21 protein-coding genes are annotated in these 23384 nt (G+C 59.3%); 14 read left to right on the top strand and 7 right to left on the bottom strand.

What is annotated here, in order from left to right:
* The first annotated feature begins 130 nt into the window (after window positions 1-130).
* The gene (locus ACODTY_RS07175) at window positions 131-727 is read left to right on the top strand and encodes a hypothetical protein (protein ID WP_488993606.1); all 597 of its coding nucleotides are present in this window, start codon (window positions 131-133) and stop codon (window positions 725-727) included.
* 70 nt (window positions 728-797) lie between these two features.
* Here the strand turns inward: ACODTY_RS07175 and ACODTY_RS07170 are convergent, their stop codons facing one another.
* Window positions 798-1487: an HAD family hydrolase gene (locus ACODTY_RS07170; RefSeq protein ID WP_488993605.1), complete on the bottom strand. Its 690-nt coding sequence runs from the start codon at window positions 1485-1487 to the stop codon at window positions 798-800.
* A gap of 165 nt (window positions 1488-1652) precedes the next feature.
* Between ACODTY_RS07170 and ACODTY_RS07165 the strand changes: the two genes are divergently transcribed.
* Complete coding sequence (locus ACODTY_RS07165; RefSeq protein ID WP_488993604.1) at window positions 1653-2786, top strand: site-specific DNA-methyltransferase; 1134 nt, start codon at window positions 1653-1655, stop codon at window positions 2784-2786.
* A gap of 75 nt (window positions 2787-2861) precedes the next feature.
* Here the strand turns inward: ACODTY_RS07165 and ACODTY_RS07160 are convergent, their stop codons facing one another.
* Window positions 2862-3470 carry an HAD family hydrolase gene (locus tag ACODTY_RS07160; RefSeq protein ID WP_488993603.1) on the bottom strand — a complete coding sequence of 203 codons (609 nt, stop codon included), beginning with the start codon at window positions 3468-3470 and terminating at the stop codon, window positions 2862-2864.
* Between the two features lie 4 nt (window positions 3471-3474).
* Complete coding sequence (mutY, locus tag ACODTY_RS07155; RefSeq protein ID WP_488993602.1) at window positions 3475-4584, bottom strand: A/G-specific adenine glycosylase; 1110 nt, start codon at window positions 4582-4584, stop codon at window positions 3475-3477.
* Window positions 4585-4642: 58 nt separating this feature from the next.
* Between mutY and ACODTY_RS07150 the strand changes: the two genes are divergently transcribed.
* The 5 genes from ACODTY_RS07150 to ACODTY_RS07130 all read left to right on the top strand — a co-directional run bounded on the left by ACODTY_RS07150 (window position 4643) and on the right by ACODTY_RS07130 (window position 12932).
* Window positions 4643-5140 carry a DUF721 domain-containing protein gene (locus ACODTY_RS07150; protein WP_488993601.1) on the top strand — a complete coding sequence of 166 codons (498 nt, stop codon included), beginning with the start codon at window positions 4643-4645 and terminating at the stop codon, window positions 5138-5140.
* 132 nt (window positions 5141-5272) lie between these two features.
* On the top strand, window positions 5273-6013 hold the full coding sequence (locus ACODTY_RS07145) for a DsbA family protein (RefSeq protein ID WP_488993600.1): 741 nt from the start codon (window positions 5273-5275) through the stop codon (window positions 6011-6013).
* A 57-nt stretch (window positions 6014-6070) separates the two neighbouring features.
* Window positions 6071-9529, top strand: a complete 3459-nt coding sequence (smc, locus tag ACODTY_RS07140; RefSeq protein WP_488993599.1) for a chromosome segregation protein SMC — start codon at window positions 6071-6073, stop codon at window positions 9527-9529.
* A gap of 255 nt (window positions 9530-9784) precedes the next feature.
* Window positions 9785-11767 carry a polysaccharide biosynthesis protein gene (locus ACODTY_RS07135; RefSeq protein WP_488993598.1) on the top strand — a complete coding sequence of 661 codons (1983 nt, stop codon included), beginning with the start codon at window positions 9785-9787 and terminating at the stop codon, window positions 11765-11767.
* 133 nt (window positions 11768-11900) lie between these two features.
* A complete protein-coding gene (locus ACODTY_RS07130) occupies window positions 11901-12932 on the top strand; it encodes an NAD-dependent epimerase (RefSeq protein ID WP_488993597.1) in 1032 nt (343 codons plus the stop codon).
* A 7-nt stretch (window positions 12933-12939) separates the two neighbouring features.
* Here ACODTY_RS07130 and ACODTY_RS07125 read toward each other — a convergent pair whose 3' ends face one another.
* From ACODTY_RS07125 to ACODTY_RS07115, 3 genes are read right to left on the bottom strand one after another with little or no spacing between them, the layout of a single operon-like run.
* The gene (locus ACODTY_RS07125) at window positions 12940-13263 is read right to left on the bottom strand and encodes a hypothetical protein (RefSeq protein ID WP_488993596.1); all 324 of its coding nucleotides are present in this window, start codon (window positions 13261-13263) and stop codon (window positions 12940-12942) included.
* 3 nt (window positions 13264-13266) lie between these two features.
* A complete protein-coding gene (locus ACODTY_RS07120) occupies window positions 13267-13572 on the bottom strand; it encodes a hypothetical protein (protein WP_488993711.1) in 306 nt (101 codons plus the stop codon).
* Window positions 13572-14723, bottom strand: coding sequence for a DUF2793 domain-containing protein (locus ACODTY_RS07115; RefSeq protein WP_488993595.1), 1152 nt, complete (start codon window positions 14721-14723; stop codon window positions 13572-13574). The genes ACODTY_RS07120 and ACODTY_RS07115 overlap by 1 nt, the downstream gene beginning before the upstream one ends.
* A gap of 261 nt (window positions 14724-14984) precedes the next feature.
* Between ACODTY_RS07115 and rfbC the strand changes: the two genes are divergently transcribed.
* The 7 genes from rfbC (at window position 14985) to ACODTY_RS07080 (ending at window position 22194) form a co-directional block, all read left to right on the top strand.
* Window positions 14985-15548: a dTDP-4-dehydrorhamnose 3,5-epimerase gene (rfbC, locus tag ACODTY_RS07110; RefSeq protein WP_488993594.1), complete on the top strand. Its 564-nt coding sequence runs from the start codon at window positions 14985-14987 to the stop codon at window positions 15546-15548.
* Window positions 15545-16585: a dTDP-glucose 4,6-dehydratase gene (gene rfbB / locus ACODTY_RS07105; protein WP_488993593.1), complete on the top strand. Its 1041-nt coding sequence runs from the start codon at window positions 15545-15547 to the stop codon at window positions 16583-16585. Before rfbC ends, rfbB begins: the two co-directional genes overlap by 4 nt.
* Window positions 16582-17445, top strand: a complete 864-nt coding sequence (rfbD, locus tag ACODTY_RS07100) for a dTDP-4-dehydrorhamnose reductase (RefSeq protein WP_488993592.1) — start codon at window positions 16582-16584, stop codon at window positions 17443-17445. Before rfbB ends, rfbD begins: the two co-directional genes overlap by 4 nt.
* Window positions 17442-18329, top strand: coding sequence for a glucose-1-phosphate thymidylyltransferase RfbA (gene rfbA, locus ACODTY_RS07095; RefSeq protein WP_488993591.1), 888 nt, complete (start codon window positions 17442-17444; stop codon window positions 18327-18329). The genes rfbD and rfbA overlap by 4 nt, the downstream gene beginning before the upstream one ends.
* A gap of 120 nt (window positions 18330-18449) precedes the next feature.
* Window positions 18450-19724: an oligosaccharide flippase family protein gene (locus ACODTY_RS07090; RefSeq protein ID WP_488993590.1), complete on the top strand. Its 1275-nt coding sequence runs from the start codon at window positions 18450-18452 to the stop codon at window positions 19722-19724.
* A gap of 65 nt (window positions 19725-19789) precedes the next feature.
* The gene (locus tag ACODTY_RS07085; protein ID WP_488993589.1) at window positions 19790-21025 is read left to right on the top strand and encodes a hypothetical protein; all 1236 of its coding nucleotides are present in this window, start codon (window positions 19790-19792) and stop codon (window positions 21023-21025) included.
* 35 nt (window positions 21026-21060) lie between these two features.
* A complete protein-coding gene (locus tag ACODTY_RS07080) occupies window positions 21061-22194 on the top strand; it encodes a glycosyltransferase family 4 protein (protein ID WP_488993588.1) in 1134 nt (377 codons plus the stop codon).
* Between the two features lie 31 nt (window positions 22195-22225).
* On the opposite strand, the gene ACODTY_RS07075 is transcribed toward ACODTY_RS07080, so the two are convergent.
* Window positions 22226-23254: a glycosyltransferase family 4 protein gene (locus tag ACODTY_RS07075; protein ID WP_488993587.1), complete on the bottom strand. Its 1029-nt coding sequence runs from the start codon at window positions 23252-23254 to the stop codon at window positions 22226-22228.
* Window positions 23255-23384: the final 130 nt, after the last annotated feature.

The following is a 23384-nucleotide window of genomic DNA, read 5'->3' as shown; positions in this document are numbered from 1 at the left end:
GCGTTGTGAGAGGGAAGTGCAGTTCATGGCAGTTGGTATGTCGGGTCGTCGCTTTTTTACCGGGTTGGCGTTGTCTGGCTTTATGTTTGCCGTCGCCGGATGCCAATCAGGCGGCAGCGGGTTTCTTGGCATGGGCGATAAGCAGGTTCCGACACAACCTGACCCCCAGGCTGAAGCCACCGTGCTGGCCAGCGAACTCAGGTCTTACTGCCCGAATGTAACCCTTCGCGAGGGCACCGCCTTTTTCAACAATTACGCCAGCGGCGGCCAGGACGAACAGTCGAAGCTGATTTACCAGGCGGCGATCGACAATGTCACGCGCAACTGCACCAACGCCAACGGCATGCTGACGATGAATGTCGCAGCCGCGGGCAGGGTGGTGCCGGGACCGCTCGCAAAGGCCGGCACGGTTACGATGCCGATCCGCGTTGCCGTAACTTTGGGCGATCAGGTCCTCTATTCCCAGCTTCACCAGTACAAGGTGCAGCTTGCCGACACCTCGACGGCAACCCAGTTTGTCTTCAACGACCCCAATGTCAGCGTGCCGGTGCCCACGGCGAAGAACTACCAGGTGTTCGTCGGCTATGACGAAGGCCCGCCGAAGGCTGCCGCGAAACCAGCCAGGGTCGCGAAGAAGGTGGTGAAGAAACCGGCATCGACTGCCGCTGCACCTGCTGCGCAGCAACCCGCTGCTTCCCAGACCTCGATATCGGATATTCCGCGCTAGGCGACGCCGTTGGTTGAGTGACGGCGCGTTTCACGCCGCACAAGGCTGTGCTCCAGCTATGTGGACGCAGTTAAGCGTTCTCCGACCACTCGGACAGCGCTGAAAGCACGCTTTTCAGTTCGGCCCAGCGGCGAATGACGGTTTCCGCTCCGGCTTCGGTCAGGGCGTCGGCGTGGCCGGGATAGCTGTGCGAGGCGCCTGTAAAGCCGATGACGCGCATGCCCGCGGCGCGAGCGCCGGCAACACCATGCACGGAATCTTCGATGACGAATGTGCGGGCTGGATCGGCGCCGAGCGTCGCGGCCGCATGGAGGAAGACGTCCGGCGCTGGCTTGGTCTTGCCGCTCGGCGTGTCCAGCGCGGAAAAGATGCGGCCTTCGAATAGCGGCAACAGCCGTGTCTTGTTCAGCATGAACTCGATGCGGTCGGCGCGCGAGTTGGAGCAGATGCAGCGCTTGGTCGCTACTTGCGCGACTGCTTCGTGCACGCCTTCGATGGCGCGTACGTCCTGGCGCAGACGGCGGTCGACAAGGTCCTCGGCCTTGTCGATCAGCGAGGCTTGCAGCGGAATACCCGCCCTTTGCTCGATGCTGAGCAGGATGTCCTTGAAAGTCAGGCCGGCATAGGTTTCCGACAATTCCTCGGCTGATATCTCGAAACCGGCCTCGGTAAGCAATTCGGCTTCGACGCGCGCGGCAAGGATTTCGGAATCGACGAGCACGCCGTCACAGTCAAAAATTACGAGGTCGGGCTGGTTCATGTCGATCCGGCAAGGCTGGGGAAGGGGAGGCCCGGTAGTGCCCGAGCGGGGCGGGGCATACACCAAAGGGCGCTCGTTCGCAAATCACGCACCCACTTCACTGAATATTTACGCTGATCGGTAACCATAACAGCGGGTAAACAGTAACGTGTCTTGGGTGTCAAAATGTCAGCAGTCCGTCGTCTCGACGAACTTTCGCATGCTCCTCAAAAATCCGAGTGGCTGGATACGATACTCAAGGGCGACTGCGTGGCGGCGCTCGACCGCCTGCCGGAAAAGTCGATCGACGTGATTTTCGCCGATCCGCCCTACAACCTCCAGCTCGACGGCGACCTCCACCGGCCTGACCAATCCAAGGTCGATGCCGTTGACGATGACTGGGACCAGTTCGAAAGCTTCGAGGCTTACGATGCCTTCACACGCGCATGGCTTCTTGCGGCACGGCGCGTGTTGAAGCCGAACGGGACCATCTGGGTTATCGGCTCCTATCACAACATCTTCCGGGTCGGCGCCAAGATGCAGGACCTCGGCTTCTGGATCCTGAACGACGTCGTCTGGCGCAAGACCAACCCCATGCCGAACTTCCGCGGCCGCCGCTTCCAGAATGCACACGAGACCATGATCTGGGCTTCGCGCGACCAGAAGGCGAAGGGCTACACCTTCAACTATGAAGCGATGAAGGCCTCCAACGACGATGTGCAGATGCGCTCCGATTGGCTGTTCCCGATCTGCACGGGCAACGAGCGCCTGAAGAACGACAATGGCGACAAGTTGCATCCGACGCAGAAACCGGAAGCGCTTTTGGCCCGTATCATGATGGCCTCGACCAAGCCGGGTGACGTGGTGCTGGACCCATTCTTCGGCTCTGGCACGACGGGAGCTGTTGCCAAGCGCCTCGGCCGCCATTTCGTCGGCATCGAACGTGAGCAGGCATATATCGATGCCGCCAATGAACGCATTGCGTCGGTGAAGCCTCTGGAAAGCGATGACCTGACGGTGCTTTCAGGCAAGCGCGCCGAGCCGCGAGTGGCCTTCGTCAGCCTGCTCGATACCGGCTTGATGACGCCCGGTGCGACGCTCTATGACGCCAAGCGCCGTTTTGCTGCCAAGGTGCGTGCCGACGGAACTCTTGCGATCGGCGAGAACGCGGGTTCGATCCACAAGGTCGGTGCGCAGGTGCAAGGCCTGGACGCGTGCAACGGCTGGACCTTCTGGCACTACGAGCGTGCCGGCGGCCTGACCCCGATCGATGAGCTACGCCGTATCGCAAGGCTCGGCATGGAGCGGGCAGGGGCGTAGTTCATCTCTGTTGGTTGATTCAGCGGATGAAGCTGCTGAATCAGTTTTTGAACGCCTTGAGCGAACTGCTTCAATTCAAGCCGCAATATTCATTCGGCTGAGATCGGCTTCCAGCGTTGCCGCATCGGTGAAGAGCACCGCTTGCCAGCCTGCGGCCCTGGCCCCGTCGACGTTCTTCTGGCTGTCGTCGATGAAAAGTGCATGCGCCGGATCGATGCCGAAGCTCGCTACGTGATGATCGTAGATACCGCGCTCCGGCTTGATCATTCCGATCTCACCCGACACGGTGACGCCGCGCGGTCTTTCCAGAAACGGGAACCGGCTGCGCGCTTCTGAAAACGTGTCGGCCGCCCAATTGGTCAAAAGCGTCACGTCATGGCCTGCATCAAGCAGCCGGTCGAGAAGTATGACGCTGTCGTCATAGGCGTAGGGCACCATCTCGTGCCAGTGGCGGCGGAAGTTGCGGATGTTTTCGGCGTGGTCCGGATGTTCGGCGATCAGCAATGCCTCTGCATCTTCCCATTTGCGGCCGCGATCCTGCTCGATGTTCCATGCGCTGGTGCAGACATTGTCGAAGAACCACTGGCGCTCGGCGGGGTCTGGAATGAGCCGGCTGAACGGAATGTCGGGGTCGTAGTGGACGAGCACCTTGCCGATGTCGAAGACGATATGGCGGATTTCCATTCTGTCAGTGCCTTTGCTTTCTGGTCGCGCCGGGAATGGCCGCCTCGATGGCCTTTTTCATGACGGTGGGCAGTGCCTCGCCCGAAATTTCGGCCGGTTGCGACCAGAAGCAACCGCTCGGCGTGTCGCCATTGGCTTCGGCCCGGTAGACGTCAAGTTCGAGCGCGAAATGGGTGAAGACGTGCGAGATGCTGCCCGCGCGCTGCCAGGCGGCGGAAAATGGCGCGGCCTGCGCCGACGTCTCGCCGTCAACGCGCGCCGTCCATCCGGTCGTCGGCACCTCGCTCATGCCGCCGAGCAGGCCCTTGTCGGGCCGCTTGCGGAGCAGGATCGCCCCATCCTTCCTGACCGCGACGAACGCTGCACCCCGGCGCAGAGGCTTGGCCGGCTTGGCCAGGCGAACAGGATAAAATTCCGGATCGCCGGCGCGGATCGCGCTGCAATCCTCGCGCAGCGGGCAAAGCATGCATTTCGGCTTGCGCGGTGTGCAGATCGTTGCGCCAAGGTCCATCATAGCCTGCGCGAAATCGCCCGGGCGTTCGGATGGGACCATGCGCTCGACATGGGACCGGATTTCGCCTTTCGCCTGCGGCAGGGGCGTTGCGATGGAAAGCAGGCGAGTAACGACGCGCTCGACATTGCCATCGACTACGGCAGCGGGCTGATTAAAGGCGATCGCGGCAATGGCCGCCGCGGTATAGGGGCCAACGCCGGGCAGCGCGCGCAAGCCCTCCTCGCTGTCCGGGAATTGACCGCCGTTGCCAGCGATGAAGTTGGCGCATGCCTTGAGGTTGCGGGCGCGGGAATAATAACCGAGCCCCGCCCAGGCCTTCATGACATCGTCGGTATCCGCGCTGGCCAGTGCCGACACGGTCGGCCACTTGGCGGTGAAGGCGGCGAAGTAGGATTTCACCGCCTCGACGGTGGTTTGTTGCAGCATGACCTCGGAAAGCCAGATGCGGTACGGGTCGGGTTTCGTGCCGCTTGCGAGGTCGCGCGGGGCCACGCGCCATGGCAAGTCGCGGTGATGGGCGTCGTACCAGGCGAGCAGCCGGGCGGATAGGTCGCCACCATTCGCGGACGCAGGCTTGCGGCTTGGATTATGCGGTGCCATTTATCGAGCGTTGGCTTTTGTGCTGAACGTCTTTGAACATCGTCGCTGGAGAACGCACATGGCAGGGAAACGGCCTTCGGGCAATCCCGTTCCGGTCAGCGACCTGGCAACCGATATCCTTGACCCGGTGCTGCGCAAGCGCGCCGGCATCTCGACTGGCCTCGTGCAATCGTGGGAAGAAATCGTGGGTGCGAGGCTGGCTGCCAGTTCGCGCCCCGAAAAGATCCAGTGGCCGCGCCGCATGCATGAGGACGATCCGTTCGAGCCGGCGACGCTGGTTATCGCGTGCGAAGGCATGGCGGCGCTTCATCTGCAGCACCAGACCGGCGAAATCATCGGCAAGGCCAACGCCTTCCTGGGCTTCATGGCGATTGGTCGCATCAAAATAGTCCAGAAACCATTGACTTCGGGCAGGCGGCGCGAGATGCCGACGCTGCGGTCCCTGTCCGAACCCGAGAAAACCAAGCTGGCCAAGACTGTAGAGCGTATTGAGGATGACGGACTTCGTGCTTCTCTTGAGCAGCTTGGAGCGACGGTTTTGGGCCGCAAGAAGTGAATGCTCGCGTTTTCGTGATCGAAGGCGCGGGATTTGGCGATTGGATTGGGGATGGCAATGCCTTAATTCGCGCCAACTCTCGCTTTTCCGTGCCTTTGCGTTGCAAAATTCAACCAAAATCAGGTGATTCGCATGATCCGTGCCTTGTCTCGCAGAACCGTACTGACCTCATTGGCCGCAGTGCCGGCAGCCGTGCTGCTTTCGGCTTGCAGCGACTCCGGCGAGGAGGCCAAGGCGACGGACGCCAAGCCGGCCGCTTCGACTTCGACTGATGCAATGGCGCCAGCCGCACCTGCCGCGCCCGCCGCTGCTGCCCCGGCATCGGCTGGCGACGTGGACATGGCGGCGTTGCTGAAGCCCGGCGCGCTGCCCGACAAGGTGCTCGGCAAGGAAGACGCCAAGGTCACCATCGTCGAATACGCTTCGATGACCTGCCCGCACTGCGCGCATTTTGCCGAGACTACCTTTCCGGAATTGAAGTCCAAGTACATCGACAGCGGCAAGGTCCGCTTCATTTTCCGGGAATTCCCGTTCGATCCGCGCGCAGAAGCCGGTTTCATGCTGGCGCGTTGCGCCGGCGACAACTATTTCCCGATGGTCGATGTGCTGTTCAAGCAGCAGCAGAGCTGGGCTGCGGCGGAAAACGTCAAGGACGCGATGTTCCAGCTTTCCAAGCTGGCCGGTTTTACACAGGAGAGCTTCAACGCCTGCTTGACGGACCAAGCCCTTCTTGAACAAGTGAGAGCCGTCCAGAAGCGGGGCGCAGACGAATTCAAGGTCGACTCGACACCGACCTTCTTTATCAATGGGAAAACCTACAAAGGCGCGCTGTCGATTGAGGAAATGTCGGCAATCATCGACCCTCTCGTCTAAAGTTTCGGCAACGCCGGAGCGGTTCCGCTTCGGCGTTCGTTCCGGCATGAGGCGCGCATGAAGTTTTCGCGCCTGCGTCTTCTCGGCTTCAAGTCTTTCGTAGAGCCCGGCGAGTTCGTCATCGAGCGCGGTCTCACGGGTATTGTCGGACCGAATGGCTGCGGCAAGTCGAACCTTGTCGAGGCGCTGCGCTGGGTGATGGGCGAAAGCTCGTACAAGAACATGCGCGCGTCCGGCATGGACGATGTGATCTTTTCCGGCTCGAACACGCGTCCGGCTCGGAATACCGCGGAAGTCACGCTGTTCCTCGACAATGCCGACCGAACCGCGCCCTCCGCTTTCAACGACGCCGACGAACTGCAGGTGTCGCGCCGCATCGAGCGCGAAGCGGGATCGGTCTATCGCATCAACGGCAAGGAGGCGCGCGCCAAGGATGTGCAACTCCTGTTCGCCGACCAGTCGACCGGCGCTCGTTCGCCGTCTATGGTCGGGCAGGGCCGCATTGGTGAGCTGATCCAGGCCAAGCCGCAGGCCCGGCGGGCTTTGCTTGAAGAAGCAGCCGGTATTTCCGGCCTGCATACCCGTCGCCACGAAGCGGAGTTGCGGCTCAAGGCCGCCGAGCAGAATCTTGAACGGCTGGACGACGTCGTAGGCGAACTGGAAGGCCAGATCGAAAACCTCAAGCGGCAGGCGCGGCAGGCGTCCCGCTTCAAGAACCTTTCGGCGGATATCCGCAAGGCCGAGGCCACCTTGCTGCATCTTCGCTGGACGTTGGCCAAGACCCAGGAAGGCGAGGCGCGCTCTGCGCTCGCAGTAGCAACCTCTCTGGTTGGCGAACGGGCCGCAGTCCAGATGAACGCTGCCAAGGATCAGGCCGTAGGTGCGCACAAGCTGCCTGAACTGCGCGAGGCGGAAGCTGCTGCCGCTGCGGTATTCCAACGGCTTTCCATCGCCAAGTCGCAGATCGAGGAGGAAGCGGGGCGTATTCGCTCGCGCCAGTCCGAGCTCGACCGCAGGCTGGAACAGCTCGATGCCGACATCGTGCGCGAGGAGCGCATGGTGCGCGACAATGCCGATGTTCTGGAACGCCTGGCGGAAGAAGAAGCCGGGCTGAACTCGGGAAACGCCAATGCCGCCGAGCGTGAAGCGGTAACGCGGTCGGCGTTCGAACAGGCTGCGGCTACGCTCGCTGCCAGCGAAGGCAAGCTTGCAGCGCTGACGGCGGAGCGTGCCGACGCCGCAGCATCGCGCAATCAGGTCGAGCGGACTTTGCGTGAGACCGGCGAGCGCCGCGACCGCTTTGCCCGCCAGCTTGCCGAGATGGATCGCGAGCTGTCCGAGATCGGTGCCCGTATCTCGGGGTTGGCTGATCCAGCGGAAAAGCGGGAGGTGGTCGAGCAGGCCACCGGTTTGCTCGAAGAGGCTGAGGCTGCGGTTGAGGCAGCCGAGCAGGCGGTCACGGAGGCTCGGGATGCTGAGGGCCAGGCGCGTGGCCCGTTGCAGGATGCAAAGGCTGAACTGGGGCGTATCGAGACTGAAGCGCGCACATTGGCAAAGATACTCAACGCGGCAAGCGGCGACCTTTTTCCGGCGGTGCTTGAGCAGTTGAATGTCGAACGCGGCTTCGAGACGGCGCTAGGCGCGGCTCTTGGTGAAGACCTCGACGTGCCTTTGGAGCGCAGCGCGCCCGTCCATTGGGGCGGCAGCGAGCCGCAGGCTGGCGATCCTGCGCTTCCCGCAGGGGTGCGCAGTCTTGCAAGTGTGGTGCGCGCACCGCAGCAGTTGGCGCGCAGGTTGGCGCAGGTGGGCATCGTCGAAGCGGCCGATGGTGCGCGCCTGCAATCGTTACTCGCCCCCGGTCAGCGGCTGGTCAGCCGGGATGGTGCGTTGTGGCGCTGGGACGGCCTGACCGCGAGCGCGGATGCTCCAACCGCAGCCGCCATGCGCCTTGCTCAGAAGAATAGGCTTGCCGAACTGGACGCTGAGGCGGTGGCCGCGACACGTATCGTGCGCGCCGCTGAAGAGACGCTTGCCCGGGCGGAGGCGACAATTCGCCAGAGTACCGAGTCTGAGCGTTCTGCAAGGCAAGCCCTGCGCGAAGCCCAGCAGGGGCTGGATGGCGCCAAGACCGCGCTCGCCGCTGCCGAACGGGCGGCAGGTGAATTGTCCAGTCGACGCGATGCTCTCTCCGATGCCCGCGCAAGGGTGGTGGAAGAACATGAAGAATCAGCAGCGGTATTTGCGGAAGCAGAATCCCTGCTGCGCGAGGCTCCGGACCTCGGTGATCTCCAGTCGCGACTTGAACAGGCTGCATCGCACGTCTCCGGTGACAGGGCGGCACTTGCCGATGCCCGTGCCGTGCATGACGGGCTTAGCCGCGAAGCTGAGGCCCGCACCCGCCGGCTGCAGGCCATCGAAGGCGAACGTCGCAACTGGTTGATGCGGGCAGAGAACGCATCCGCCCAGATCGCGGCTCTCGGCGAGCGCAAGGCCGAGGCGATGGAGGAGCGGGAGAAGCTGGCCGATGCTCCAGATGAGCTCGACGCCCGCCGTCGCGCCTTGCTGACACAGCTTTCCGAGGCCGAGGCGCTGCGAATGGCTGCCAGCGACCGTTTGCAGGACGCGGAAAACAGGCAGACCGAACTCGACAAGGCAGCGACCGCTGCGATCCAGGGGTTGGCCGAAGCGCGTGAGGCCCGCGCCCGCGCCGAGGAGAGGCTGACCGCTGCCGACGATCGCCGGCAAGAGGTCGAAGCCCGTATCCAGGAAGCGCTGAACACCCCGCCGCATCTGGTCATCAAGCACACCGGCCTGGAAGCAGACAGCCCGATGCCGGACATGGGTGAAATCGAGCGCACGCTGGAACGGCTCAAGATCGAGCGTGAGCGTCTAGGCGCGGTCAACCTTCGCGCCGAGGAAGAGCAGAAGGAACTATCCGAGCGGCTTGAAGCGATTGTGTCCGAGCGCGAAGACATCATCGAGGCGATCCGCAAGCTGAGACAGGCCATCCAGAGCCTGAACCGCGAAGGACGCGAGCGCCTGCTCGCCGCCTTCGATGTCGTTAACGGTCATTTCCAGAGGCTGTTTTCACATCTCTTCGGTGGCGGCACCGCCGAATTGCAATTGATCGAATCGGAAGATCCGCTTGAAGCGGGGCTGGAAATCCTCGCCCGCCCGCCGGGCAAGAAGCCGCAAACGATGACGCTGCTATCCGGCGGCGAGCAGGCGTTGACGGCGATGTCGCTGATCTTCGCGGTGTTCCTGACCAATCCGGCGCCGATCTGCGTGCTCGACGAAGTCGATGCGCCGCTCGATGATCACAATGTCGAACGCTTCTGCAACCTGATGGACGAGATGGCGGCGTCTACGGAAACGCGCTTTGTCGTCATAACCCATAACCCCATTACCATGGCGCGCATGGACCGCCTGTTCGGCGTGACCATGGCCGAGCAAGGCGTCAGCCAACTTGTTTCGGTCGACTTGCAGGCCGCTGAGGCAATGCGCGAGGCCAGCTAGTTTGCCCTCGGCTTCCCTCGTGGCTCGCCACGCTGTTGCCGCAAAAGTGATCGAAGCATGAAGTCGAGAGGGGATCGATTCCCGGCTTTTGACGAGACTCGCCAGCCGCTACGGGTGCTGGTTTTGGTGGCTGAATTTTAACCTGAATGGCATTTCCCGGTTCGCTTCTCGCGGAACGGGACCAGTCGCGAATAGTCTTCATTGATGCGAGCGCGTTGCAGATATAGAAATGCAACGAAGGAGTTCGGGAATCAGATGGTGCTAGGTGACGTCCTCAATGGGACCCGGCTCTGGCGGCTCGGTGGCTCACTGCTTGACGTTCTATCGGCTGGCGCTGCGCTATTCCTCGCTTACTTTACGGTCTTCGGAAGCAGGCTCTTCTACACGGTGCCTGAGCTTGAAGAGAAGACCCTCGCGTTCTCGGGGATCTTCCTGTTGTTTTTCTGGCTGTTTTCCATGCACAGGGGCTCGTGGCGCTATGTCTCGATCCCGGACATCTTCACGATCCTCAAGGTAAGCCTGGCATCGGTTGTGGCCTACACTATGGCCGCGTTCCTTACATCGCGCGGCATGAATGTGCCTCGCTCGGTACCGGTGCTCACCTTCGTCTACCTCGTCATAGGCTTGTCCTTGACGCGCCTCAGCTATCGCCTGGCGATGGAGCACTCCTTCTTTTCGCTGCGTAGTTCGGAAGCATCGCCGCCGAGGAAAGTGCACGATGTTTTGCTGTACGGCCTGACCGATAATGCGGAAAGTTTCATCCGCGCAAACCGGCGGGGAGCCGCGAGCGAGTTCAATATTGTCGGTGTCCTCGACGACAAGGTGCTTAATCAGGCCCGCATCGTGCAAGGCGTCAAGGTACTCGGCGATTTCACCCAGTTCGAATCGATCGTGATGCGCTTGAAGAAAAAGGGGATCGTTGTTTCGGAGCTGATCGACACCGAAATGCAGCCCGACCGCCAGCATCTGGCCGAGGTGGTGGAAAAGTGCGGGCGTATGCGTATCAAGGCCTCTCGCATCCCCGACTTCAGGGAAACCTCGCTTCTGACCAGCCAGTCGATCCTGCAGCCGAAAACCATCGACCTGGGCGATCTGCTTGGCCGCCCCGAAATCACCGCCGATCTTGAAGGCGTGGCGCGCATGGTCAGCGGCAGGGTTGTCCTTGTTACCGGCGCAGGCGGTTCGATCGGCTCGGAACTGTGCCGCCAGATCGCGGAATATCGGCCGGAAATGCTGATCCTGACCGACAACTCCGAGTTCCATCTTTACAAGCTGGACATGGAAATTCGCGAGAATTATCCGAATCTCAACGTAGTGACGGCGCTGGTGAACGTCCGCGACCGCGGCCGGGTGGCGAGCGTCTTTGCGCGCTTCCATCCCCAGCTCGTTTTTCACGCCGCCGCGTTGAAGCATGTACCGATGGTGGAAAACAACGCCATCGAAGGCATCAAGACCAATCTCCTCGGCACGCGCAACGTAGCCGATGCAGCGGTGCGTCATGGCGTCGAGCATTTCGTCATGATCTCGACCGACAAGGCGGTGAACCCGACCAATGTCATGGGCGCCACCAAGCGCGCAGCGGAGGCCTATTGCCAGGCCCTGGACGTCACGTCGCAGTCGACCTTGTTCACGACCGTACGCTTCGGCAACGTCCTGGGCTCGAACGGTTCGGTCGTGCCGCGCTTCCAGAAACAGATCATCGCTGGTGGCCCTGTCACGGTGACCCATCCCGAGATCGTGCGGTTTTTCATGACCATCCCGGAAGCCGTCTGTCTGGTGCTCAACGCGTCTGCCGCGCACATCGGCAGCAGGCGAGGCGACATCATGGTTCTGGACATGGGAAAGCCGGTGAAGATCATCGATCTGGCCGAGCGGATGATCCAGTTGGCCGGCTTCAGGCCGCATGCAGATATCGAAATCGTCTTTACCGGTCTACGCCCCGGCGAGAAGCTCTACGAAGAACTTTTCGATCCGTCCGAGGTCAACCAGAAAGACCCGGATGTACCCTATTTCGTGGCATCGCCGCGTGTCATCGACAAGGATGTGCTGCACAAGACGCTTGCCGTGTTGGAGGGTGCGATTGCCAACGAGGATCAGGTGCGCGCTGTAGAGCTTCTCAACCATATCGTGCCGGAATACTCGCCAGTAGGCCCCGTCATGGCGTCGGCAAGCAGTGATTTCGAACTGGACGGCAAGGTTGCAAGAAAACCTCCCTCTCGCCCCAAGCCCGTTGCATGAAGGGAATTCAGGCGACCGGCCTAGACAATCAACACCGCTGAATGTGAACGGCTTCTGTGCGGACAGGGCTAACACCATCGACTGTTCGGCTCGCACTACCCATCCGCATAACTGAGCAAAGGAGCTGCGCCCCATGAGGGTTCTTGTTACCGGCAACGCCGGCTTCATCGGTTTCCATGTCGCACGAAGGCTGATCGAGCGAGGCGACGACGTTGTCGGCTTTGATATGGTCAACGACTATTACGACCCGAAGCTGAAGGAGGCGCGCCTCGCACTTCTTGAAGAAGCCGCGGGAAATCAGGGTGGCAGTTACAGTTTCGTCCGCGCCAATCTTGCTGATCGGGCGGCGGTCGAAAAGTGCTTCGCTGACAACAAATTCGATCGCGTCATCAACCTGGCCGCACAAGCTGGCGTTCGCTACAGCCTGGAAAATCCGCATTCCTATGTTGAGAGCAACATCATTGCCTTCACCAACATTCTGGAGGCTTGCCGCCACACTGGCGTTGGGCACCTGACCTACGCGTCCACCTCAAGCGTTTATGGTGCGAATACAAAAATGCCGTTCAACGAGCATGGCATCGCCGATCATCCGCTGCAGTTTTATGCCGCCACCAAGCGCGCCAACGAATTGATGGCGCATAGCTATTCGAATCTTTTCAACCTGCCGACGACGGGATTGCGCTTCTTCACCGTTTACGGGCCGTGGGGCCGACCGGACATGGCCCTTTTTCTGTTCACGAAAGCCATTCTCGAAGGCAAGCCGATCTCTGTCTTCAACAATGGCAATCACACGCGCGACTTCACTTATGTCGAGGACATTGCCGAAGGTGTGATCCGCGCCAGTGATGCCGTCGCCAAGCCCAACCCGGACTGGGATGGCGACAATCCGGATCCCGCATCGAGCCGTGCGCCGTTTCGCATCTATAACATCGGCAACAACAATCCCGTCCGGCTGAGCGAATACATCTCTGCCCTGGAAGAGGCGTTGGGCCGCAAGGCGGAAAGAAAGCTTCTGCCGTTGCAGCCCGGTGATGTGCCCGACACATTTGCCGATGTGAGCGATCTTGTCTCCCAGCTTGGCTACAAGCCGGCAACGCCGGTGAACGTAGGCGTTCGCCGTTTTGTGGATTGGTACCTCGACTTCTACGGCAAACCTCAGGACTGACCAGGTATCAGGCTTGTGAAGGCCACGCCATCGCGGGCAGCGCTGCTATGAGAGAGTCCAGCTCAGGCATGATCTCTCGCTTTGCTGTGCTTTGGACAGCAAGCCAAACACTGTCACGCCAAGCGATGAAGGCCCCTGCTTCTGCCCGCCATTTCGATACGGCGGAGCCGGAGTATGAGGTGAGGGTCGAACTATCCCGGTACCCGTGGGCGCGCGCCTCTTTGTCCAGATGGTCCTGAACAGCGCCATCCAGGCGCGCAGCCGCCTCCTTGCGTGCCTGCTCGGCTTTCATGTTTGCGGTCACCATCTGCGACCAGTCGATTTGAGACATCGCTCACGCCTCCATTTTATCACGAGGAAGGTTGATCTCGCCGTCGGGCGGATTGTTGAGGGTCGCAGGAAAGGCGACTTCGGCACTCGGGTTCGGTCCATGCGGCAAGAGCAATGTGAGATGAAGCTCGCCGCCGACGCGCTGCACATCGCCGATCATCCACGGGTTGCTGGCCGCGACCGCTGGCAAAGAGGCGCCTTCGGGCAAGGTCGACAGGTCGATCTCGTCACCATTGATAGTAAGAAGTTCACCGGCTTTGACTACGGAAAGCTTCTCGTCGCGCCGTACTGGACATAATGAAATTCTCACTAGAACCACCTTCCGAATGCGACCGTATGTAGTCGAAGCCCAAGAGATCCCGCCGATGTCGTGGAAGCAAATGACAGCTTCGCTTGGGTAGTGGTGACTGGGTTGTCGCCATTGTAGGTGATGAAGATGCGTCGGGAATCAAAAGTCGCCCTACTTACGCCGGAACTCATGGTGGGAGCAGCGACGAACGCAGCGGGGAAAGTCCACACATATTGGCCGGCTTCGTCGTTGGAGAATAGTGCGCCGGAGGCTGTTGCCATCGTGGGGTTAATTGAACCGGCCAGGCTGCAGATTTGAGTCCCGTCCGCCCACCTGATATATGCGCCGTTGGAATTCAAGCCGCTCTCAATCATCGCGCCCGTGGGTAGGCCGCCGGTCTGTGAGACAGCACCCAAAATCGGCTGCATGACCGCCGAATTGGAGCCGGTGAAGCGCACGAACGCGCCGTTTGCGCCGGTCAAGCCGCCAAGGGCGGCAAAAGCCGGCGTTTGGGGAAACGACGCTTTTCCGCTCGTGCGGTCGAGGCGAAGCGCCTCTTTCCAGGTCGAGCCGTCCGGCGAAGTCTTGATGGAAAGATCATCGTCGCCGACCAGGCCGATCTCTGCCCGGCCCGACCAACCGGACTGCATAAGCAACGACAGGACGCCCGGAGGCCCTTCCTTGTTCATGGTGTAGCGCAGGTTGCCATCGCCGCCTTCGCCAGAATAGCGGGCGGACCACAACGCCTTGTTGAGTTTTGCTGCGAACGGATTGACCACATCGGCGGTGGTGCCGAGACCGAACAGTTCCATATTTTGCAGCGTTGCAAGCGTTTCGCCAAGATCGAGCCATTCGCCGTTGGTCCGGCAAACGAATCTCGCCTCGTCCTCCACCCAGGCGATCCAGCCGACGCCGGGGTTGATGCGCTGCCACGCTCCGTCGATGCGCGCTGCAATCGCGCCGTCCCAACCCAGCCATGCGCCTGTGGCCCCTGCGGCAACAATGTATCGTTCGCCATCCTCCTCTTCTCCAAAAGGCTCTGTCAGATCGCGATCGCGAACCGAAAGATGGATCACTGCGTCAAGGATAGACAGCGCCTCGTTGTGGGTGACATGCTTTTGTGCCTGCGAAGGCATGATGTATGGCAGGTCGAGATTGGTGGTATTCTCCATTGTCAAAGGCACTCCCGTTCCGATTGACGGGATTATGGTTTCGGCCGGGGGAGTGTGGATAAAGCTGTGGCAAATTCATAATTTGAAGCTTATTCCATCCACGTCTCGCTAGGGCGCAGTCAGGTGGTCCGTATTCGAGGTCAGGCCCGTTGATCTGGCCCGGTTGGTGTCGGTTACCCTCATGTCGGCGGGGCTTGTACGAAAAGGGGACTTGTCGTGCCGGCCACATATCCGGCAGCGTCGACCCAAAAGGAGCACGGCTTGCTAGTTGAAAAGACACCGATAGATGGACTGCTGGTGCTGACGCCGCGGCGGTTCGCCGACGAGCGTGGCTTTTTCAGCGAGAGCTGGAACAGGCGTGCTCTGCGTGAACATGGGGTAGATCTGCCCGAGTTCGTTCAGGACAATCATTCATTGTCCAAGCGCGCCGGAACCTTGCGGGGACTTCATTTCCAATCTCCCCCCCATGCCCAGGGCAAGTTGGTGCGATGCGGGCGTGGCAGCCTTTTCGACGTGGCTGTAGACATAAGGCGCGGCAGCCGAACCTTCGGACAATGGTTCGGAGCGGAACTGAGTTTCGAAAATGGCCGGCAGTTGTGGATCCCAGCAGGTTTCCTTCACGGCTTCGTCACGCGCGAGGACGACACCGAAGTCGTTTACAAGTGTACGGATCACTATGCGCCGGAATGCGATGGTACAGTGCTTTGGGACAGCGCCGGCATTGACTGGGGACTATCAGGTCCGCCGGTATTGTCGCAAAAGGATATGGCAGCCCAACCTCTGTCCGCTTTTGAAAGCCCGTTTGACGTGGAGAATAGCCAATGAAGCTCTTGGTAACCGGCGGGGCGGGATTTATCGGCTCTGCGGTGGTGAGGCTCGCGATCGCTCGCGGTCACGATGTCGTAAATCTGGATGCGCTGACCTACGCCGCATGCCTGGACAACGTTGCCAGCGTCGCCGAAAGCCAGCACTATGCCTTCGAACATGCCGACATCCGTGATCGGGCGGCGCTTGATCGCATTTTTACCGCCCACAGGCCGGATGCGGTTTTGCACCTTGCGGCGGAAAGCCATGTTGACCGCTCAATTGACGGCCCGACTACCTTTATCGAAACCAACGTCACCGGCACCTGCACCTTGCTGGAAGCGGCAAGGCGCTATTGGCACGGGGCCGGGCGGCCGGAAAGCTTTCGCTTTCACCACGTATCGACCGACGAGGTCTATGGCAGTCTTGGCTCGGAAGGCAAGTTTACGGAGGACACTCCCTATTCGCCCAATTCGCCCTATTCTGCGTCGAAGGCATCAAGCGACCACCTCGTACGGGCCTGGGGAGAAACCTACGGCCTTCCGGTTTTGCTCACCAATTGCTCCAACAATTACGGCCCATACCACTTCCCGGAAAAGCTCATACCGGTCGTGATCCTGAACGCACTGGCCGGCAAGCCGATCCCCGTCTATGGCAAGGGCGAGAACGTGCGCGATTGGCTCTATGTCGAGGACCACGCCGATGCCTTGCTGACGGTTCTATCGAATGGCGTTCCGGGTCGCAGCTATAATATCGGCGGCGAGAACGAGGCGCGAAACATCGATATCGTCACCAGCATATGTGCATTGCTTGACGCGAAACGACCAAAGGCTGCGCAATACGCCAACCAGATCACCTTTGTTACCGACAGGCCGGGGCACGATGCGCGCTACGCGATCGATCCGCAGCGGATTCGTTCCGAGTTGGGCTGGCGCCCGTCGGTAACACTGGAGGAAGGGCTCGCGCTAACAGTAGCCTGGTACCTTGACAATGAGCCATGGTGGCGTGCGCTCCAGGACCGGTCTGGCGTTGGCGCGCGGCTGGGATTGCGCGCGTGAAATTGCTGGTGTTCGGCCGCAGCGGGCAAGTCGCGCAAGAATTGCGGCGCCAATGTCCTGATGGATGGGAGATGCTGTGTCTCGGGCGCGCTGAGGCTGACCTTAGCGACCCGGACGGTTGTGCAGTAATCATCGGCCAAAGTGACGCCGATGTGGTCATCAACGCCGCTGCCTACACGGCTGTGGATCGCGCCGAAACCGAAGAAGAACTGGCGCGCCTTGTCAACGCCGACGCACCGGCCGCAATGGCGCGTGCTGCTGCGGGAAAGCACAAACCGTTCCTGCACATCTCGACCGATTACGTGTTCGACGGAAGCGGCTCCGAGCCACGCAAGACGGATGAAATGACGAACCCGCTCAACGCCTATGGACGGACCAAACTGGCAGGCGAAAACGGTGTTGTCGCCGCCGGCGGCTCCCATGCGATCCTGCGGACCTCGTGGGTTTTTTCAGCCCATGGCAGCAACTTCGTGAAAACGATGTTGCGCCTTGGCGCGCAGCGAGATGCCCTTGATGTGGTGGCTGACCAGATTGGCGGACCGACACCTGCCGCCGATATTGCCTCTACATTGCTGACGATGGCGCGAGCCATGAAGGAACGATCGGGCAATGGCGGTATCTTTCATTTCGCCGGCGCGCCGGATGTTTCCTGGGCAGAATTTGCGCGCGAGATTTTCCGCCAGTCGAAACTAAATTGTGCGGTTCGCGATATTCCCACCTCGGCCTATCCGACGCCCGCGCGCCGGCCTGCGAATTCGAGACTGGACTGCGCTTCATTGACGACGGCTTTCGGGATAGAACGACCGGACTGGCGTGCAGGGCTTGCCCGCATTTTGCAGGAACTGGAGAAGGCTGCATGAACTTCAAGGGTATCGTTCTGGCGGGTGGCACGGGCTCAAGGTTGTGGCCGCTGACAATCGGCGTCTCGAAGCAGCTTTTGCCTGTCTACGACAAGCCGTTGATCTACTACCCGTTGTCGGTGCTGATGCTGGCGGGCATTCGCGACATCCTGATCATCACCACGCCGGAAGACGGTCCCGCATTCCAGCGCCTGCTTGGAGACGGCAGCCAGTTTGGCGCTCGCATCCAGTATGCCGCACAGCCAAGGCCGGAGGGGCTGGCGCAGGCGTTTGTGATCGGTGCGGATTTTCTCGGCGGCGATCCTGCCTGCCTGGTTCTTGGCGACAACGTGTTCTACGGGCACGGCCTGACCGAAAAGCTGCGCGCCGCTTCGCTTCGCCCGCAAGGCGCCACGATCTTCGGCTATCAGGTCAAGGATCCCGCCCGCTTTGGGGTGGTTGAGTTCGATTCGGAAGGGAAGGTGCTGTCCGTTGAGGAAAAGCCCAAGCAGCCGAAAAGCCGCTTCGCCATTACCGGACTTTATTTTTTCGACAAGGACGTTGTCGACATTGCCCGCGACGTGCGCCCGTCGCCGCGAGGCGAACTGGAGATCACCAGCGTGATCGAGGCCTATCTGGAACGGGGTGACCTTCAGGTGGAATTGCTCGGCCGAGGCTTTGCCTGGCTGGATAGCGGAACGCATGAAAGCATGCTCGAAGCCGGACATTTCGTGCAGACCATCGAGGCGCGCCAGGGCCACAAGATCGCCTGCCTTGAAGAGATCGGCTTTGCCAATGGCTGGCTCAGCGCTGACGAACTCGCTGCGCGCGGCAAGCTGATGGAGAAGAACGAATACGGTCAGTATTTGCTTGGAATCCTGCCTCAGGATATTTCGAGGGCATGAATGGAATCAGGTACTTGCGCGACGCCATAGGTGAGGCTGAGGGTGCGCATCCGAATATCGACGCATGGGTGCTGGTGCATTGATTGCGCCCAAACGAGTGACTTTGGAACGTAGGATCCAGTGAAAGGTTTTCGTGGTCTCCTGGCAAGGCCTTTCGTACGCAATGTCGTAACCATGGCAGGCGGAACGGCCGCCGCGCAGAGCGTCTGGCTGATATTCATACCGATACTCACGCGCCTATACGACCCTGTGGCCATGGGCGTACACGGGATGTTCGCGTCAATCGTTGCTATAGCCGCTCCCTTGGCCTCGCTGGGATACCCGATTGCGATTGTCCTACCGGAAAGCCGCGAGGATTCGGTCACGCTTTCGATAATCTCGATCCTGTCCGCATTCATGTCGTCCAGCGTCATGTTTCTGCTGATCGTGCTTCTATATAGAGATATTGAAACCTTCTTCGATGTAAGCGGGTTCGGGCTCCTTATAATGCTCGTTCCTCTTTCGGTTTTTTTTACCAGTCTGCAACAGGTCGCGTACAATTGGGCAATCCGTGAGGAAAGGTTTCGCTTCATCGCAAAGGTCGCAGTATGGCAGGCGATCTACATCAACATTGCGCGTTGTGGGCTTGCGTTCCTCAGCCCGACGGGCAGCAGCCTGATCGCCGTTGCCACGGCAGGACCGCTGGTTTACGCGAGAATGCTAACCGGCAAGCTGGGCGGCGTGATCCGAGTCGTACGCGCGCGGAAATGGTTGACCGCCGAGTTGTGGCGAGTTGCCAGGCTGCATCGCGATTTTCCAATATACCGCGCCCCGCAGATGGTTGTCAGCGCGGTGTCGGAAGGTTTGCCGGTACTTGTGCTGGGCGGCACTGTGGGCTCTGCATCAGCGGGCTTCTATGCACTCGCCGCGCTCGCGTTGCAGGCGCCAGTCTCACTGATCGGCAAGAGCGTGGACAACGTGTTCTATCCGTTGTTCCGGTCTCATTCACTGCAGGGAATGGCGCTTGAAGCAACGTTCCTGAGGGTTGTTGGCGGACTGGCCATCGTCGGTTTGCCGCCGTTCGCATTCGTTTTCTTTTTTGGTCCGCAGGTTTTTGCGCTCGTTTTCGGAGCGGAGTGGGCGCGTGCCGGAGACTACGCCAGTTGGCTGGCGTTGTGGTTATATTTTATGCTGGTGAACAGGCCTTGCATTGGCGCGACTTCAGTTCTCGGAATGCAGAAAATATTCCTCGTCCACACTGTTTGTACACTCGCAGCGCGGGCGGCCGCTTTGGCGATCGGCGTGAGGTACTTCTCCAATGATCTCCTGACTGTCGCGTTATTCAGCGTGGTCGGTGGAATATCCTGCGTTAACCTTATTGTGTTGGTGTTTTGGAGGCTGCGTAATGCGCGGTAGAAGGTGGTATAGGGCCGTCTGTCATGCAGGGAAATGAGCGTCTGGCTACCTGATCGGGTTGATGAATGTATCAGATTGCGCTTTGGCTCGTTGCCCTGTCGACGACCACGCTGGGGATGGCAAAGTACGGTGCCTTCTCCATAGTCGGCATCAGCCTTATTGGTTTGACGGCCTATTCTGTGCCATCTTTTGTCGGCCTCACTTTTGCGTATGAGCAGGGAGGCGCGCTGCTGCCCGCTTCCGAACTGGTGATCGCCGCACATCTGGTTTTCTGGCTTGTCTTTATGGCGGTGCTGCTGATTTCTCCTAGTTCCAGGGAAGTGGTCCCGTTAAACAGGGTTAAATACGCAGAGTTTGCGAGAGCTGCGATGATAATCGCAGTTATTATATATGCTTATATCGCTTTACAGGATAGTCCGTTGTATTTTTTGGGGGAACGACAGATCGGAGGTAGCACACGTGTTGCTGTTCCAAAGTTAATCTGGTCGTGGGTTGTGGCACTTGGGTTCATAGCGTCTTTAAGTGTGAAGAGATACGTTATCTCGGCATTATTCGCTGTAATGACGATAATGATTGTCGTGGCTGGTGACAGAGGAATACCGGTATTTATTATATTATCTTTGCTTGTTTTGAATTTCAGACAAAGAAGGATATTAAAAATAATATTTAATATAAGATTTATTGTATTAGCAATAATATTGTACATAACAGTATTTAATGCAAAAGCATTGTATAATTGGGTAAAATTTGGTGGCGCATTTCCAGATATAAATCCATTATCGGAGGCAAATCAAATCGCTATGGTAAAGTCATTCGAGCCGTTTGTGATTCACAATACGCTTGAGATCGTGATCGGAGATGGATTTAGTTATAGTTTCGCGCATCTTATTAGGGGGGTAATTGGGCAGGTGCTTTTTGTGCCGTCTGTATTCGGAGTACGCAGCTCTGAGTGGAATGTGCAATTTCAGGATTTTCTTGGTGTCGACCTCGGCTATGGTATTGCATATAGCTATATCGGGCAGGCATACAGCATCGGTAGTATATATTGCGTAATCGCATTCGCTTTTTTATACGCACTGTTTATTATATGTGTAAATAGTTTGTCTTCTAAAATAAATGGATCATCGAGGATATTATTGATTATTTTTGGTGTTTTGTGCGGCGCGTTTATATATCGAAACTCAATGGAGAACATTATTGCGATATTCAGGCAAATTTTGATCTCTTATTTTTTAGTAAGAGGGCTTATGGTCGTTATTAATGATATAAATTTGGGAAGTAATAAGTATGAATCTGTATAATGAAGCAGGCGTGAATTGGATTGTGGAGCGCAAGTGTGACATGTGTGGTCCATTTGATTACCGGTCTTGCTGATGGGGGGGCTGAGGCTGTTTTGTATCGGCTCTGCACCTTTCCACAGCCGGGCTACCGTCACATCGTCGTTGCGCTCGGGCCGGAGGGCAAATATGCGCCCATGCTTCGAGAGGCAGACGTTGAGACCCATTGCCTAGGGTTGGCGCGAGGCCGTCTTACACTAGCTGCCATTATTCGGTTGTATGGGATGCTGCGTCGGTTCAAACCGGATGTTGTTCAGACTTGGATGTATCACGCCAATCTCGTGGGCGGTCTGGCGGCACGGTTGGCCGGATGTGGCAACGTTGTTTGGGGGATACGTCACGCCGATCTCGTTCCCGGCACGACGGGAAAAAGCACGCTTCTGGTGAATCGGCTATGCGGCTGGCTTTCCGCAAGCATCCCTTCCCATATCGTGGCCTGCGCCGAGAACGCGCGCCTTGTTCATGAAGAGTATGGCTACGATCCATCAAAGTTCGTGGTGGTGCCCAATGGCTATGAGACCGGAAAATTTGCACCAGATGAAACGGCAGGTGCGGCAATCCGGCAAGAGTTCGGGATAGGAACACAACTTCCCGTCGTCGGTTTCGTCGGACGCTGGCACCCTGACAAGGATCACCCGACGCTCCTTGCAGCATTTGCGCGAGTTTTCGGCCATTTTCCGGGCGCGAGCCTCTTGCTTGCCGGAACGGGCTGTTCAGACGACAACGCCGCCCTTGTTGCCCAGATCAAGGATCACGGGTTGCAGGGGGCTGTTCGTCTGCTCGGTCGGCGTGGCGACATTCCTGCGATCATGAATGCGCTCGACCTTCATGTACTCTCTTCCAGAAGCGAGGCCTTCCCGAACGTAGTCGCCGAGGCGATGGCGTGCGGCACGCCTTGTGTCGTCACTGATGTCGGCGATGCTGCGTTGATCGTAGGGAATACCGGTTGGGTAGTGCCGCCTCGCGATCCCGAGCGGCTCGCAGAAGCCATTGTGGAGGCGCTGCGCGAACGGACTGATGCCAAGCAGTGGCAATCACGCAGTCGCGCCGCGAGGCAGAGGATCCTGAACGAATTTTCGCTAGAAAATATGGTGGAACGTTACCACAGGGTATGGGGTTTGAAATCCACTTGAACTGCTTCAAGCCTGAGCTGCAACAGACCGCCTATTCATGCAGCAGCCCCATTCGTCTGAGCATCGGGTCGTAGACGAACCGGGAATCATATTTTTCGCAGGCAATCCGGCGGCTGGCCGCGCCCATTTCCGCAACGAGGCGCGGATGGTCTATGAAGCGCTCCATCGCCAGCACGAGCGGCTCCACGGTACGCGGCGGCGCCAGGAAACCATTGATGCCTTCCTCTACCGGTTCGCGGCATCCGGGCGCATCTGTGCTGATGATGGGGCGCCCCGTCGCCATGGCCTCCAGGACGCTGCGAGGCGTGCCCTCCCGGTAGGAGGGCAGCACGTAGACCGAGCATTCCGCAAGCGCCGGCCTGACGTCGTCCATCCATGGCGTATGACTTATCCAGCTCCAACTCCTGACTTCCTCAATTGGAACAGCGGTTGGATTGGTATCTGCCGGGCCAACCAGCGCGAACTCCACTTGCGGGTGGCGGGATTTGACGACGCGGGCCGCCTCGGCGAATTCCCGAAGTCCCTTGTCGGCGAGAAGCCGTGACACCATCAGGAATCTTGGCCTGCCACCGGATGTCCCAGGCAAGGGGACTTCAGCGAATTGCTCTATGTCTATGCCGGAGCCCGCCAGGATATCGACCCGCGTGGATTGGCCAAGCGCGCCAAGTTTTCTAAGATCACTGATGTCGTCGGGGTTTTGGAAATAGACCGTATCGGCAAATTTGAAGGCCGTGCGATAGAGGCCGACTGCAGCGCCGCGAACAAATCGGGCGCGCATTGATGGTGTCTTTTCGATAAAGACCGACCCGAGGCCGGTGACCATCGGCATGATGCGCCCGACACCCGCCAGCCGTGCGCCGAATGTGCCGAATACGACCGGCTTGATCGTGTAGGGAATGAATACGTTCGCACGCTCCAGGCGAGCCACGGCCCTGACCCGGCGAACGTAGTTCAGCTCATCAACCGGGTTCATCACTGCGTGACGATCCACGGGAACGTCGTGAACGGGAACACCTGCGTCCTCAAGAAGCGCGAGATGCTCTTGAGAGAACTGAGCCATAGGTGCGCCGACCGCCACATGTCCGCCCAGTGCCCTGATCTTTCGGATAAGCGGCATGCGCAAGGTTACGATTGAATGGGCGAAGCTGCCGAGCAGAAATACGCGACATTGGTGTGGGGCACGGCTTGGT

It is taken from the genome of Mesorhizobium sp. FG116, from assembly GCF_057809835.1.
This window is presented reverse-complemented; position numbering and strand designations above follow the sequence as displayed.

Coding starts and splice junctions, on each gene's coding strand:
- ACODTY_RS07145 (WP_488993600.1), top strand. CDS start 5,273: ATGATCCGTGCCTTGTCTCGCAGAACCGTACTGACCTCATTGGCCGCA.
- rfbA (WP_488993591.1), top strand. CDS start 17,442: ATGAACTTCAAGGGTATCGTTCTGGCGGGTGGCACGGGCTCAAGGTTG.
- ACODTY_RS07115 (WP_488993595.1), bottom strand. CDS start 14,723: ATGGAGAATACCACCAATCTCGACCTGCCATACATCATGCCTTCGCAG.
- smc (WP_488993599.1), top strand. CDS start 6,071: ATGAAGTTTTCGCGCCTGCGTCTTCTCGGCTTCAAGTCTTTCGTAGAG.
- ACODTY_RS07130 (WP_488993597.1), top strand. CDS start 11,901: ATGAGGGTTCTTGTTACCGGCAACGCCGGCTTCATCGGTTTCCATGTC.
- ACODTY_RS07170 (WP_488993605.1), bottom strand. CDS start 1,487: ATGAACCAGCCCGACCTCGTAATTTTTGACTGTGACGGCGTGCTCGTC.
- mutY (WP_488993602.1), bottom strand. CDS start 4,584: ATGGCACCGCATAATCCAAGCCGCAAGCCTGCGTCCGCGAATGGTGGC.
- ACODTY_RS07075 (WP_488993587.1), bottom strand. CDS start 23,254: ATGGCTCAGTTCTCTCAAGAGCATCTCGCGCTTCTTGAGGACGCAGGT.
- ACODTY_RS07135 (WP_488993598.1), top strand. CDS start 9,785: ATGGTGCTAGGTGACGTCCTCAATGGGACCCGGCTCTGGCGGCTCGGT.
- ACODTY_RS07165 (WP_488993604.1), top strand. CDS start 1,653: ATGTCAGCAGTCCGTCGTCTCGACGAACTTTCGCATGCTCCTCAAAAA.
- ACODTY_RS07150 (WP_488993601.1), top strand. CDS start 4,643: ATGGCAGGGAAACGGCCTTCGGGCAATCCCGTTCCGGTCAGCGACCTG.
- ACODTY_RS07085 (WP_488993589.1), top strand. CDS start 19,790: ATGTATCAGATTGCGCTTTGGCTCGTTGCCCTGTCGACGACCACGCTG.
- ACODTY_RS07175 (WP_488993606.1), top strand. CDS start 131: ATGGGCGATAAGCAGGTTCCGACACAACCTGACCCCCAGGCTGAAGCC.
- rfbB (WP_488993593.1), top strand. CDS start 15,545: ATGAAGCTCTTGGTAACCGGCGGGGCGGGATTTATCGGCTCTGCGGTG.
- ACODTY_RS07125 (WP_488993596.1), bottom strand. CDS start 13,263: ATGTCTCAAATCGACTGGTCGCAGATGGTGACCGCAAACATGAAAGCC.
- ACODTY_RS07160 (WP_488993603.1), bottom strand. CDS start 3,470: ATGGAAATCCGCCATATCGTCTTCGACATCGGCAAGGTGCTCGTCCAC.